We start from the raw sequence: 14,629 nt of genomic DNA on the forward strand, positions 1-14,629 counted from the left end.
TGACTGCCGAACTGCCGAACTGCCGAACTGCCGGACTCGTGGACGCCTGGGGGAAATCCATGGCGGAACAGATCGCCGACGATTACGCGCCGGGAAATTCCCTGGCTGCCGAAGACCGCGCGTCCGCCGCCAACCGCGACGCCTTCGACCGGATCGGCCTGCGCCAGTCCGGGCAGTCCGGGCAGTCCGGGCAGTCCGGGCAGTCCGGCAAGTTCGGTAGGTCCGGACAGGCCGGTGCCGCGGCGTCCGAGACCACCGTGAAGGTCCTCGACCGGAGCTGGTCGGCGCCGCTGGTCGTCGGCCCGCTCGACGCCCCGGCACGGCCCGGCGGCGAACTCGCCGTCGTCAGGGCAGCGGCGGCGGCCGGGCTCCCGGCCGTGGTGAGCGCCTTCGCCGAGCGGACGTTCGCCGAACTCGCCTCGGCCGCCGACGTCCCCCTCTGGCTGCGGACCTACGCGTTCCGGGACCGGGAGACGGCACGCCGCCTCGCCGGGCGGGCACGGGACGCCGGGGTCGGGGCGCTGCTCCTCTCGCTCGGCGACCGCGACGACGTCCGCGCCCGGCGCGTAGCCGCCCCCGCCGAACTGGGCGCGCCGGGCCCCTTCGACGACGTACGCACCCTGCTCCGGTCCCGCGCCGACTGGTCCGACGTGGCGTGGCTGCGCTCGGCCACCGGGCTGCCGCTGCTGGTCGCGGGCATCGCAAGCGCCACCGAGGCGCGGCGTGCCATGGACACGGGCGCCGACGGAATCGTGGTCACCGCCCTCGACGCCCTCCCGGAGATCGCCGAGGCCGTGGCGGGCCGCTGCCCCGTCCTGCTGAGCGGCGGTGTCCGCCGTGGCGCGGACATCCTGGCGTCGCTCGCCCGGGGCGCGGACGCCGTCGTGGTGGGGCGCCCGGTCCTCGACGGGCTGCGGGCGCAGGGACGCGCGGGCGTGACGGAAGCGCTGGGCGGCCTCGTCCGGGAGCTGACCGACGCGATGGTGTTCACGGGCGCCGCCACGCTCGCGGACATCGGCCCCGACGCGATCCGCACCGGCCCCCGCCCCGCCGAAGCGGCGCCGGTCCACGCCGCACGGCCGCTGCGGAAGGCCGAGCTGCACGCCAGCGTGTCCGACCCGGTCCTGGACACCATGACCTTCCTCAACGAGATCACCTCCCGCTATCCGGAGGCGATCTCCTTCGCGCCGGGCCGCCCCTACGACGGCTTCTTCGACAGCGAGCAGATCTTCACGCACCTGCGCCGGTATCTGAACCACCTTGCGGAGCAGGGCAGTTCACCGCGGCAGGTACGCACCGCCATGTACCAGTACGGGCCCACCGCGGGCCAGATCCGGGAGATCATCGCCGACTCGCTGCGCGCCGACGAGAACATCGACGTACCGGCCGAGTCCATCGTGGTGACCGTCGGGGCGCAGGAGGCGATGCTCCTCGTACTGCGGGCCCTCATCAGCGGACCCGACGACGTGCTCCTCGTCTCCAGCCCCTGTTACGTGGGGATCACCGGCGCGGCCCGGCTCCTGGACGTGGCGGTCACCGCCGTGGAGGAAGGCGAGGACGGGTTCTCCTGCGCCGATCTGGAAGCGGCGATCAGGAACGAACGGGCGCGCGGGCGCCGCCCCCGGGCCTTCTACGTCGTACCCGACCACTCCAACCCGTCCGGCACCACGATGGGCCCGCGGGCCCGCGCCGAACTCCTCGCGCTCGCCGCCCGCCACGGCATCCTCGTACTGGAGGACAGCCCCTACCGCCTGGTGAGCCCCGGCCGGCCGCTGCCCACCCTGAAGTCCCTGGACCGCGCGCACACCGTGGTGCACCTGGGCTCGTTCTCCAAGACGGTGTTCCCCGGCGCCCGGGTGGGCTTCGTCGTCGCCGACCAGCCCGTCCTCGACGACTCGGGCCGCACCGGACTGCTCGCGGACGAGCTGGCGAAGATCAAGAGCATGGTGACGGTCAACACCTCCTCGCTCAGCCAGGCCGCCGTGGCGGGCGCCCTCCTCGCGGCGGACGGGATGGTCTCGGAGCTGAACACCGCGGCCGCCGCCTACTACGGCGACGCCATGCGGGCCACGCTCAGGGAGCTGGACCGCCGTCTCCCGCCGGACCGGCGCGAGGCCCTCGGCGTGCGCTGGAACGAACCCACGGGCGGCTTCTTCCTCACCGTGCGCGTGCCGTTCCGCGCCGACAACGCCGCGCTGATCCACTCCGCTCAGGACTTCGGCGTCATCTGGACGCCCATGTCGTACTTCCATCCCGAGGGCGGCGGACAGCACGGCATCCGCCTCTCCACCAGCTACCTGACGCCCACTCAGATCGAGGAGGGTGCCGCGAGGCTCGCGCGCTTCATCGAGGCGCGGAGCGCGACACCGGAAGGGACAGCACCGTGAACGGCACCAACGCCCTGCGAGAACCGCGCCGAAGCAAGCCACGCATGTGGGGGTGGACCTTCCGATGACCACTGACATAGCACCGCCCGGGGTGCTGGACGGCGTCCGGGCCCCGGCGACGCGGCGGAGCCAACCGCCGACAGCCCCCCGGATCACCGGAGTGGGCACGGCCGTGAGCGCCACCTCCTACTCCCAGCGGGAAGTGCTCGACGCCTTCGGCATCACCGACCCCAAGGTGCGGTCGGTCTTCCTCAACAGCGCCATCGAGCGCCGCAACCTCACCCTGCCCGCCGAGGACGCCCACGGCGTGCGCGCCCCCGAGTCCCAGGGCGATCTGCTCGACAAGCACAAGGCACTGGCACTGGAGATGGGTGCCGAAGCGCTGCGCGTCTGCCTGAAGAACGCCGGTGCCGAACTCGCCGACCTGCGCCACCTGTGCTGCGTCACCTCCACCGGATTCCTCACGCCGGGCCTCAGCGCCCTGCTGATAAGGGAGTTGGGCATCGACCGGCACTGCGGCAGGGCCGACATCGTCGGCATGGGCTGCAACGCGGGCCTCAACGCCCTGAGCGTCGAGTCCGGCTGGGCGGCGTCCCACCCCGGTGAACTCGCCGTCGTACTCTGCGTGGAAGCGTGCTCGGCCGCGTACGCCATGGACTCGACGATGCGTACGGCCGTCGTGAACAGCCTGTTCGGTGACGGCGCGGCGGCCGTCGCCCTCGTCGCGGGGAACGGGCGCGAGCCGACGGCACAACCGGCCCCGGCGGTACTGAAGTTCGCCAGCTGCATCATCCCGGAGGCCGTGGACGCGATGCGCTACGACTGGGACCGCGCGCAGGGCAGGTTCAGCTTCTTCCTCGACCCCCAGATCCCCTACGTCGTGGGCGCGCACGCCGAGATCGTCGTCGACCGCCTGCTGGACGGCACCGGACTGCGCAGGAGCGACATCCGGCACTGGCTCGTGCACTCCGGGGGCAAGAAGGTCATCGACGCCGTCGTGGTCAACCTCGGGCTGACCCGCCACGACGTACGGCACACCGTCGGCGTGCTGCGCGACCACGGGAACGTGTCCAGCGGCTCGTTCCTCTTCTCCTACGAACGCCTCCTCGAAGAGGGGGTCACCCGGCCCGGCGAGCACGGAGTGCTCATGACCATGGGCCCGGGCTCCACCATCGAGACCGCGCTGATCCGATGGTAAGGGCGAGCCGTGGTGGGAACGCGCCGACGACGAGGACGGACGGGACCATGAAGCCCCTGAACACACTGGAGTTGGACGGCTCCGAGCCCCTTACGGCCACGGCCGTCAAAGCCGTCACGGACCTCTGCGACCGCGCGGAGGACCCGCACGGCCACGGCGTCACATCCGTCCACGTCACCGGCGCGCCGCACGGCGACTGGACCGGCGGCCTCGACGTCACGCTCGTCACCAAATGGGAGCGCGCCCTGCGCCGCCTGGAACGGCTGCCGGCCGTCACGCTCGCGGTGGCCCGCGGCGACTGCGGCGGGACCGCGCTCGACGCGTTCCTCGCCGCCGATCTCCGCGTGGCCGCCCCGAACACCCGGTTCCTCGTCCCGCGCGACGCCACGGCCACCTGGCCCGGCATGGCCGGCTACCGCCTGGTCCAGCTCGCCGGGGCCGCTCGGGTCCGGCGAGCCGTCCTGTTCGGCCGACCGATCGAGGCCGCCGAGGCACTGGCGCTGGGCGTCGTCGACGAGCTGGCCGACGACCCGGCGGCGGCCGGCACGGCCGCAGCCGACCTCGCGGAGGGCCTGTCCGGCAAAGAGATCGCGATCCGGCGGCAGTTGCTGTTCGACGCCGCGACGACCAGCTTCGAGGACGCGCTGGGCGCCCACCTCGCGGCCTGCGACCGCGCCCTGCGGCAGGGCGCCGACGAGGAGGTGCCGGCCTCGTGACGACGGTCCGCCACGGCCCCGCCCGCACGCCCGCCCCGCCCGCGACACCCGGACACGCGGACGTCAGGGACGTCTGGTCGGCCCTGGCCGCCTCGTCCGGAGCCGTCGCCCGCGTCGACGAACTCACGAAGGCCCTGCCGGAGCCACCCGCCCGCACACCCGGCGAACGGGCCGAAGCCGCCGCCGCCAAGGACGCGGCCCGCGCCCTGCGGGCAGCGTTCCTCGACACGTACGCCGATGCCGTGTACGACCGGCTGACCGGCGGACGCACCGTCGCGCTCCGCATCGGCGAACTCCTGGAGGCCGCCGCCACCGAGCTGCCCGGCCTGGTGCCCGACGAGGACCGGCTCGCGGCCGAGCGCAGCAGGCCCCAGGCCGCCAAGGAGGGCCACGAGATCGACCAGGGCGTCTTCCTGCGCGCGGTCCTGCGCTCACCGACCGCGGGCCCGCACCTCCTCGACGCCATGCTCCGGCCGACTCCCCGCGCCCTCGGACTGCTCGACGAGTTCACGCGCACCGGAGAGGTACGCATGGAGTCCGTGCACGTCGAACGGGGCGACGACGGTGTGGCCCGGCTGACCATGTGCCGCGACGACCGCCTGAACGCCGAGGACACCTGCCAGGTCGACGACATGGAGACCGCCGTCGACCTCGCCCTGCTCGACCCGGCCGTACGCGTGGGGCTGCTGCGCGGGGGAGAGATGAGCCACCCGCGCTACCGCGGCCGGCGCGTGTTCAGCGCGGGCATCAACCTCAAGAGCCTCAGCTCCGGTGACATCCCGCTCGTCGGGTTCCTGCTGCGCCGCGAACTCGGCTACCTCCACAAGCTCGTACGCGGTGTCCTCACCGACCACCCCGGCCAGTGGCACTCGCCGTACGTGGACAAGCCCTGGGTCGCCGCGGTGGACGGCTTCGCCATCGGCGGCGGGGCCCAGCTCCTGCTGGTCTGCGACCACGTGCTGGCCGCCTCCGACGCCTACCTCAGCCTGCCCGCGGCGAAGGAAGGCATCATCCCCGGCGTCGCCAACCTCCGGTTCACCCGGTACACGGGCCCCCGGCTCGCCCGGCAGGTCATCCTCGGCGGCCGCAGGATCAGGGCGGCGGAACCGGCGGCCCGGCTGCTGGTCGACGAGGTCGTGGAACCGCAGGACATGGACGCCGCGGTCGAGCGCTGTGTGGCCCGGCTCGACGGGGCCGCGGTGCTCGCCAACCGCCGCATGCTCAACCTCGCCGAGGAACCGCCGGACGCGTTCCGCGCGTACATGGCGGAGTTCGCGCTCCAGCAGGCGCTGCGGATCTACGGCCAGGACGTCATCGACAAGGTCGGCCGGTTCGGATGATTCGGATGATTCGGATGAGAGGACACCGCGATGCCGATCGCGCTCGTCAACGGAGTCAGGCTCGGTTACGACGAGTACGGCACCGGCAAGCCGGTCGTCATGGTCACCGGCACCGGAGCGCCCGGCCGCATATGGCGCACGCACCAGGTGCCCGCCCTGACCCGGGCGGGCTACCGGGTGATCACCCTCGACAACCGGGGGATCCCGCCGAGCGACCCCTGCCCCGAGGATTTCACCCTCCACGACATGGCGGCGGACATCGCGGGCCTCATCGAGCACCTGGGCGAGGGCGCGTGTCCGGTCGTCGGCTACTCACTGGGCGCGATCGCCGTCCAGGAACTGCTCCTGGCCCGCCCCGAACTCGTCACGCGGGCCGTCCTGATGGCGACCAGCGGACGAACGGACGCGCTGACCGCCGCCATGACGGCCGCCGACCTGGAACTCGGCGACGGCGACGGCAAGTTGCCGCCCCGGTTCGCCGCCTATGTGCAGGCCCTGCAAAATCTCTCGCCGCGCACACTGAACGACGACGAGGGGCTGCGGGACTGGCTCGCCGTCTTCGAGATGTCCGCCGTCGACCGGGCGGCGCCACGCGGCCAGCTCGGGATCCAGCTGATCCCGGACCGCCTGCGGGCGTACCGGCGCATCAGCACACCCTGCCTGGTGATCGGGTTCCAGGACGACCTGGTCATCCGCCCGCACCTGTCCCGCGAGGTCGCGCAGAGCATTCCCGGAAGTACCTATACCGAGATGCCCGGTTGCGGCCACTACGGATATCTGGAGAGGCCCGCCGCCGTGAATGCGGCGATCACCGGATTCCTCGCCGGCCGAACGCCGTGAATTCTTTCCCGCGTCCGGCACGCAATGGACGCCCTGGACGCCCTTGTCGGCCCACGCGCACCCGGCTAGCGTAAAACGCGTCCTGCCGACAGCAATTGAGCCGCCAGAAACTGATCGGAGTGGTCATGCCCAACCCGTTCGACGACGAAAACGGCACCTTCCTCGTTCTGGTCAACGACGAGAACCAGCATTCGCTCTGGCCCTCCTTCGCCGAAGTGCCGGCCGGTTGGAAGACCGTCTTCGGCGAAGACACGAGGAAGGCCTGCCTCGATTACATAGAGGAGAACTGGACGGACATCCGTCCCAAGAGCCTCATCGAGGAGATGGAGAAGTACGAAGCCGCCGGCTAGGCGCGCCCGGACCGCAACGACAACGGAAACGGGAGGTTTTCGTGGCCATGATCGGTGGCCCGGGGCCGGTGATAATGAGCGGCGGTATGGGGCCGGACCAGCCGGTGACCAAACAGCGAATCAAGCCCGGCACGGCGAAACGCGTCATCCCCTACACGAAGCCATACCGCCTCAACATCGTGCTTCTCCTGGTCATCACCGCGCTCAACGCGGCGAACGTGGTGGCCACGCCCATCCTGTTCATGTACCTCATCGACGATGGAATCGTCGAACGCAACAACTCGGTGGTCGTGTGGATCTCCGTGGCGGTCGCCGCCCTCGCGCTGCTGAGCACCGCGCTCGGGTTCGCCGAGGCCTGGTACTCGGGGCGGATCAGTGAGGGGCTCATCTACGACCTCCGCACCAAGGTCTTCGACCATGTGCAGCGCCAGCCGTTGGCGTTCTTCACCCGCGCGCAGACGGGGTCGCTCGTCAGCAGGCTCAACACCGATGTGGTCGGCGCCCAACAGGCGGTCACGACACTGCTGTCCACGGTGGCGTCCGCCGGCCTGACGCTGATCCTCGTACTGATCACGATGTTCTATCTGTCCTGGGTGGTCACCCTGATCTCCCTGGTGATCATTCCGCTGTTCATCCTGCCCGGGAAGCTGGTAGGCGGCCGGCTCCAGCGGATCATGCGGGAGCACATGCAGGTCAACGCCGAGGTCGGCTCGTTCATGAGCGAGCGGTTCAACGTGACCGGCGCCCTGCTGGCCAAGCTGTACGGCCGTCCCGCCGGTGAGACGGGCATGTTCTCCGGGCTCGCGGCCAAGGGCAGGGACCTCGGCATCCTGACCGCCGTCTACGGCAAGATGCTCTTCCTGACGATGATGCTGGTCGGCTCGCTCGCCACCGCGCTCGTCTACGGCCTCGGTGGCAGCCTCGTCATCGAGGGCACCTTCCAGATCGGCACCCTGGTGGCGCTCGCCACCCTGATCACCCGACTGATGGGGCCCATCAACCAGCTCGCCGGCGCGCAGACGAGCGTGCTGACCGCGCTCGTCAGCTTCGACCGGCTCTTCGAGATCCTCGACCTCAAGCCGCTGATCTCCGAGAAGCCGGACGCCGTGCCCCTGCCCGCCACAAGTGAAACCGGCGGCACCGCGCCCGACATCGTGTTCGACGGGGTGTTCTTCCGCTACCCGCGGGCCGCCGATGTCTCGCTCGCCTCGCTGGAGTCCATCGCCCTGCCCATGCAGGAACGCGCGCAGAACACCTGGACCCTGAGCGATCTGACCTTCACCGCGCCCGCGGGCAAGCTGACCGCGCTGGTCGGCCCGTCCGGCGCGGGAAAGACGACGATCACCCACCTGGTGCCGCGGCTGTACGACCCGGTCGAGGGCGTCATCAGGATCGGCGGCCACGACATCCGCGACGTGACGCTGCGGTCCCTGAGCGAGACCGTCGGCATGGTGACGCAGGACGCGCACCTCTTCCACGCGACCATCCGCGACAACCTGACGTACGCCCGCCCCGACGCCACCGAGCAGGACCTGATCGAGGCGTGCAAGGCGGCGCAGATCTGGGACCTGATCGAGATGCTGCCCGACGGCTTCGACACCGTCGTCGGCGACCGCGGGTACCGCTTCTCCGGCGGCGAGAAGCAGCGCGTGGCCATGGCCAGACTGCTGCTCAAGGCCCCGCCCATCGTCGTCCTCGACGAGGCGACCGCGCACCTGGACTCGGAGTCCGAGGCGGCGCTGCAACGGGCTCTGAAGACCGCGCTGAAGGGGCGCACCTCCCTGGTGATCGCCCACCGCCTCTCCACCATCCGCGATGCCGACCAGATCCTCGTCATCGACCAGGGCAGGGTCCAGGAGCGCGGCACCCACGAAGAGCTGATGGAACTGGACGGGCTCTACGCGGAGTTGTACCGCACGCAGTTCTCCCGTCAGCCGTCCTCGGATCAGCCGTCCTCGAACGGGCAGGCGCCGGTGCCCGAACCGGTCGGCGCCCCGCCCGGCCCGGTATTCGCGGGCGGCGGCCCGGAGGGTGCCTTCCAAGCGGGTCCGGGGGGCCCAGGCCCGGGACCGGGAGGCCCGGGCGGTCCCGGCGGTCCGGGATTCTTCATCGGCCCCGGCGGCCCCGGCGGCCCCGGCGGCCCAGGCGGACCCGGGCCACACGGGCCCGGCCCCCACGGCCCCGGATGAGGAGATGAGCAACGGACGATCGGCATCCGCGACGCGCGCATCGGCGTCGCGGATGCCGCGTTTCCGGCGGGATCGGGCCAGGGACGGCCGAAGGGCGGGTTCGGGGCGGGTTTCGCCCGCGCGGCTCGGCGGCGGCGCCGCGGCGGTAGCCTGACAAGCGTCTGTGTGCCTCTTCCGACCACCGGCTGCGGACGAGGCTCGGAACACCACAGGTGCTCGAGACCGTCCCCCGCGGCGGGTACCGGATGTGAGGTGCGATGCCGATGCGTCTGCCCAGCCCGCCCCACGCGGCCCGCTTCCGTGCCTGGGCGGTCACCCGCCTCCTGCCCAAACGGGTGCGCATGCGGCTCACCCTGCTGTACGGGTCACTGTTCGTCGTATCCGGCGCCGTCCTGCTGACGATCACCTATCTGCTGGTCAGCCGCTTCAACGGAGTGTTCTTCTTCAGCCGCGAGCAGTCCGGCCCGCCCACGGACGACGGCGCGCACATGTACACGGACGGGGGCGCTTCGGCCGCCCTGAAGGGCATCGCGGAGGCTCGGCGCCAGCAGGCGATGCGCCAGCACGAGATGGAGATGAACCGCCTGTTGATCGAGTCCGGTGTCGCGCTGGCCATCATGTCGGTGATCGCGATCGGCCTCGGCTGGTTCGTCGCGGGGCGGGTGCTGCGGCCCCTGCGCACAATGACCTCCACCATCCAGCGCATCTCCGCGCACAACGTGCACGAACGCCTCGCCGCCGAGGGGCCCGCCGACGAACTCAAGGACCTCGCGGACACGGTCGACGGGCTGCTCGGCCGGCTGGAGGGCGCCCTCGACTCCCACAAACGGTTCGTCGCCAACGCCGCACACGAATTGCGTACGCCACTGACCGTCGAACACGCGCTCCTTGAGGAGTCGTTGATCGACCGCGATGCCACCGTGGAGTCCTTTCGGTCCAACTTCGAACGGTTGTTGGTGCTCAGCGAACAGCAGGCCCGGCTCCTGGAGTCGCTGCTGACCCTGTCGAGCAGTGAACGCGGCCTCGACCGCCGGGAGCCGTTGGAGCTGGGTGAGCTGGCGGGGAAGGCGGTGCTCGGTTGCCGAGAGCGGGCGGAGCGGCGGGGGCTGCGGGTGGACTCGGCGATCGGGGCCGCGGGTACCTGGGGCGACAGCGCGCTGGTCGAGCGCCTGGTGGCCAACCTCCTGGACAACGCCATCGGCTACAACGAGCCCGACGGGTGGGTGAAGCTGGTGACCCGCGTCGAGGGCGAGCGCGCCGTCGTGCGGGTGGCCAATTCCGGCCACCGGGTTCCGCCGGACCGGGTGGGCCGTCTGTTCGAACCGTTCCAGCGGCTCGACCGCACCGCGGGCGACGGCCACCACGGTCTCGGCCTGTCGATCGTGCGCTCCATCGCCACGGCCCACGGCGCCACCCTGAACGCGCACGCGAGGCCGCGAGGCGGTCTGGTGGTCGAGGTCGCCTTCCCGCTCCGGACGGCGCGGCGCCCGCAGGACCGGCAGCAGAACGGCGGCCAACACCGGGCCCAGGCCGCCCCCGTGACGATCGCGGGCGATTCCGCCTCCGGGTGAATCCGTCCCCGGGCGATTCCGTCCCCGGTGGGTCCCTGTGGACGGTCGCATCAATTCCCCTCCCGGCCATAGCATCGAATTCACCGCGCTTGTTCATGCGCCTGCCCTGTGTCCAAGTGCGCATTGTGCGCGGTTGGACGGCTCAGGAGTGACATAGCCGACGCGGTTCGCGCGGCGAGGGGGAATGATGAACGGCACAGCTGGTCGCACTCTGCCCTTGTTCGACTCCCAGGAAGGGATATGGCTGGCGCAGCGCGTGGAAGGCTCACGTCGTATGTACGGCGTCGGCCAGTACGTGCGGATAGCGGGGCCGGTCGACGCGCAGGTGTTTGACCGGGCCTTGCGGCACGTCGTCGGTGAAACCGAAATCCTCCGGGTGCGATTCGTGGAGGACGGCGACAAGGTGTCGCAGGTTCTCTCCCCCGAGCATCTCCGCTTTCCCCTTCTCGAATCCGTCGACCTCAGCGCGGAGGACGATCCTGAAACCGCCGCCGATGAATGGATGCGAGCGGAACTGAACCAGGAGACGGACCCCGACTCCGCTCGCCCCTTCTCCTACGCGCTCTTCCGCCTGGCCCCCGACCGGTACATCTGGTTCCAGCGCTACGACCACCTGCTGATGGACGTCTTCGGGTGCTCCCTGGTAGCGCGCCGCCTCGCCGACGTCTATACGGCGATGCTGAGCGGACGGTCTCCGCGGCCGGCCGGACATGCCTCGCTCGGCGACCTGCTGCGACAGGAGGCCGCGTACCGCGCGTCGGAGCGGTACGCGCAGGACCGGCGGTACTGGCTCGACCGTTTCGCCGACCGGCCGGACCTCGTCGGCGTTCCCGGACTCGGCTCGGCCGCACGGGCCGACGGCGAGCGCGAGGCCCTGCGGGAGACAGGGCACCTGGCGCCCGCCGCCGTGGCGGCGCTGTGCGCGGCGGCCGACCGCGCCGAGGTGAGCTGGCCCAGGCTCGTCGTCGCGGCCTTCGCCGCCTTCACGGGCCGCCTGACGGGCTCGGACGAAGCCGTCCTGAGCCTTCCGGTGTCCGGCCGCGGCCTCCCGGTCCCCGGCCGTGCGAGCGACGACGCGCGACGAACCCCGTGCACGATGGCGAACCTGCTTCCCCTCCGGCTGCCCGTGGCCCCGGACGCGAGCCTCCTGGACCTGGCGCGGGACGCGGGGCGCGAGATCGGCGGCCTCCTCGCCCACCAGGGTTTCCGAGGGGAGCGGCTGCGCCGCGAACTCAGCTGGCCGGCGGGTGACCGGTGGCACTTCGGGCCCTCCGTCAACGTCATGCCGACGGCCGGCGAGAGCCTGCGGTTCGGCGAGCACCAGGGCGTCGTCCGCGATCTGTCGAACAGGCGCGTCGAGGACTTCGGCGTGCTGGTGAGCGGCTGGTCCGCGGGCGAGGGCATGCGGGTCACCTTCGAGGCCAACCCCGCGCTGTACGACCGCGACTGGCTCCGGGCGGCACACCGGTCGTTCCTGACGTTCCTGGAGCGCGCGGTCGCGGATCCGTCGCTGCCGGTGGGCCGCGTCGAGGCGATGGATGGCGCCGGGCGTGACGAGGTGGTACGGGCGTGGAACGCGACCGGGCGTCCGGTCGCCGCGGACTCGGTGCCGGCGCTGCTGGCCCGTCAGCTCGGCTGGTCGATGGACGCGGTGGCGATCGTCGACGGCGAACGCACGCTGACCCACGGTGAGTTGGACGCCGCCGCAGGCCGGCTCGCCTCCTATCTGGCGGGCGTCGGGGTGCGGCGCGGGGACCGGGTCGCGGTGGTGATGGAGCGCTCCGCGGAGCTGATCGTCGCGCTGCTCGCGGTGTGGCGGGCGGGCGCGGCGTTCGTGCCGGTGGACATGGAGTACCCGGCGGAGCGGGTGGCGTTCCTGCTGGCCGACTCGGATCCGGCGGCGGTGCTGTGCACGGAGGCGTTCCGGGAGGCGGTGCCCGTGGGCGCCGGGGTGGAGCCGGTGGTCGTCGACGACCCCCGGGTGCGGGCGGCCGTCGCCGCGTCCCGGATCGACGGCCCCGCCGTCCCGGTGGGCGGACAGGACCTGGCGTACGTGATGTACACGTCGGGATCGACGGGGGTGCCGAAAGGCGTGGCGGTGCCGCACGCGGGTGTGGCGGCGCTGGTGGCCCCCGACGCGGGTTGGCCGGTGGGCGCGGACGACGCGGTGCTGATGCACGCGCCCCACGCCTTCGACGTGTCGCTGTTCGAGGTGTGGGTGCCGCTGGTCGCGGGCGGCCGGGTCGTGATCGCGGGGCCGGGTGTGGTGGACGCGGGGCGGATCCGGGCGGCGGTCGCGGGGGGTGTCTCGGCGCTGCACGTCACGGCGGGGATGTTCCGGGTGCTCGCCGAGGAGTCACCGGAGTCTTTCGCGGGTCTCGGCGAGGTGCTGACGGGCGGCGACGTGGTGCCGGCCGGGGCGGTGGCGCGGGTGCGGGAGGCGTGCCCGGAGGTGGCGGTGCGGCACCTGTACGGCCCGACCGAGATCACGTTGTGCGCGACGTGGCACGAGCTGCCCGCGGGCGCGGCGGGCGGTCAGGTGCTGCCGATCGGCCGCCCGCTCGGCAACCGTCAGGTGTACGTCCTCGACGCGGCGCTCCGGCCCGTCCCCGCCGGTGTGGTGGGCGAGCTGTATGTGGCGGGGGCGGGCCTGGCGCGGGGGTATCAGCGGCGCCCGGGGCTGACGGCGGAGCGGTTCGTGGCGTGCCCGTTCGGCGACGGCGGGCGGATGTACCGCACCGGTGACCTGGTGCGATGGACGCCCGAGGGCGAGTTGACGTTCGTGGGGCGCGCGGACGATCAGGTGAAGGTCCGCGGTTTCCGGGTGGAGCCCGGCGAGGTCGAGCTGGTCCTCGCCGGGCACGCGTCGGTGGCCCAGGCGGTCGTGGTGGCCCGGCAGGACAGCGCCCCCGGCGGCGACAAGCGGCTGATCGGCTACGTCGTACCCGACGGCGGACATGACGCGGACCCCCGGCTGCTGCGGGAGTACGTGGCCGGGGCGCTCCCGGAGTACATGGTCCCGGCCGCCGTGCTGGTCCTCGACGAGCTGCCCCTCACCGTGAACGGGAAGCTCGATAGGGCCGCCCTGCCGTCGCCCGACTTCGTGGGCGCGGGCGGCGGTCGTGGCCCCGCGACCCCCTTGGAGGACGTGCTGTGCGGACTGTTCGGCGAGGTCCTCGGCCTGGGCCGGGTCGACGCGGACGTGTCGTTCTTCGAGCTGGGCGGGGACTCTCTGCTGGGAATGCGGCTGGTGGCACGGGTGCGTGCGGTCCTCGACGTGGAGCTGGGCATCGGTGAACTGTTCGGCGCGCCGACCGTGGCAGACCTTGCCCGGCTGGTGGAAGAGGGCGGCAGCGGGCTCGCGGGGGAGGGTCGGGTCGCGTTGGGTCGGCGGTCGCGGCCGGATGTGGTGCCGTTGTCGTTCGCGCAGCAGCGGATGTGGTTCCTGAACCGTATGGCGGACTCGGTACCGGGAGCGTCCGCCGCCTACAACTTGCCGCTGACCCTGCGGATTTCGGGCGCACTGGATGTGGCTGCCCTGGAAGCGGCGCTCGGTGACGTGGCGGACCGCCACGAGAGCCTGCGCACCGTCTTCCCCGACACCGCCGGCACCCCCCACCAGCGGGTACTCACGGGCGCGCGCCCCTCCTTCACCATCGCGCCGATCGATGAGGAGCGGCTGGCGGAGGTGCTCGCCCGGCAGTTGGGTGAGGGTTTTGATCTGCGGGTGGATGTGCCGTGGCGGGTCTGGTTGTTGGTGGTGGGTCCGGGTGAGTTCGTGTTGTCGGTGGTGGCGCATCACGTGAGGGGCGTGTGCCTGGGTGGGGGCCGTTGCCGGTTCAGTACGCGGATTACGCGTTGTGGCAGCGGGAGGTTCTGGGTGGGCTGGATGATCCGGCGAGTGTGATCAGCGGTCAGTTGGCGTACTGGCGCGATGCCTTGGAGGGGATGGCGCAGGAGTTGGTGTTGCCGGTGGATCGTGTGCGGCCTGTGGTGCCGTCGTTCGAGGGGCGGTTGGTGCCGGTGGTGGCGGGTGCG

At 71.8% G+C, this 14,629-nt stretch carries 9 protein-coding genes; all 9 read left to right on the forward strand.

Annotation, left to right across the window (positions count from 1 at the left end; all coding sequences use genetic code 11):
- The first annotated feature begins 59 nt into the window (after positions 1-59).
- The 9 genes from IG54_RS40865 to IG54_RS38570 all read left to right on the forward strand — a co-directional run bounded on the left by IG54_RS40865 (position 60) and on the right by IG54_RS38570 (position 14,498).
- Positions 60-2,387, forward strand: a complete 2,328-nt coding sequence (locus tag IG54_RS40865; protein ID WP_078594796.1) for an aminotransferase class I/II-fold pyridoxal phosphate-dependent enzyme — start codon at positions 60-62, stop codon at positions 2,385-2,387.
- 64 nt (positions 2,388-2,451) lie between these two features.
- On the forward strand, positions 2,452-3,585 hold the full coding sequence (gene dpgA, locus IG54_RS0133090; protein ID WP_030793339.1) for a 3,5-dihydroxyphenylacetyl-CoA synthase DpgA: 1,134 nt from the start codon (positions 2,452-2,454) through the stop codon (positions 3,583-3,585).
- Between the two features lie 47 nt (positions 3,586-3,632).
- On the forward strand, positions 3,633-4,301 hold the full coding sequence (gene dpgB / locus IG54_RS0133095) for an enoyl-CoA-hydratase DpgB (RefSeq protein WP_030793341.1): 669 nt from the start codon (positions 3,633-3,635) through the stop codon (positions 4,299-4,301).
- Positions 4,298-5,641, forward strand: coding sequence for a (3,5-dihydroxyphenyl)acetyl-CoA 1,2-dioxygenase DpgC (gene dpgC, locus IG54_RS0133100; protein WP_420712306.1), 1,344 nt, complete (start codon positions 4,298-4,300; stop codon positions 5,639-5,641). Before dpgB ends, dpgC begins: the two co-directional genes overlap by 4 nt.
- Positions 5,642-5,671: 30 nt before the next feature.
- On the forward strand, positions 5,672-6,481 hold the full coding sequence (locus tag IG54_RS0133105) for an alpha/beta fold hydrolase (protein WP_030793346.1): 810 nt from the start codon (positions 5,672-5,674) through the stop codon (positions 6,479-6,481).
- A gap of 125 nt (positions 6,482-6,606) precedes the next feature.
- Positions 6,607-6,831 (forward strand): MbtH family protein, encoded by a 225-nt coding sequence (locus tag IG54_RS0133110; RefSeq protein ID WP_030793348.1) that lies wholly within the window; start codon positions 6,607-6,609, stop codon positions 6,829-6,831.
- Positions 6,832-6,878: 47 nt separating this feature from the next.
- Entirely contained in the window at positions 6,879-9,020 is a 2,142-nt protein-coding gene (locus IG54_RS0133115) for an ABC transporter ATP-binding protein (RefSeq protein WP_030793351.1), read from the forward strand.
- A gap of 263 nt (positions 9,021-9,283) precedes the next feature.
- A complete protein-coding gene (locus IG54_RS0133120; RefSeq protein ID WP_078594800.1) occupies positions 9,284-10,591 on the forward strand; it encodes a HAMP domain-containing sensor histidine kinase in 1,308 nt (435 codons plus the stop codon).
- A 187-nt stretch (positions 10,592-10,778) separates the two neighbouring features.
- Complete coding sequence (locus tag IG54_RS38570; RefSeq protein ID WP_234336444.1) at positions 10,779-14,498, forward strand: non-ribosomal peptide synthetase; 3,720 nt, start codon at positions 10,779-10,781, stop codon at positions 14,496-14,498.
- Positions 14,499-14,629: the final 131 nt, after the last annotated feature.

Source organism: Streptomyces sp. NRRL S-920, from assembly GCF_000717945.1.
Classification (GTDB): Bacteria; Actinomycetota; Actinomycetes; order Streptomycetales; family Streptomycetaceae; genus Streptomyces; species Streptomyces alboniger.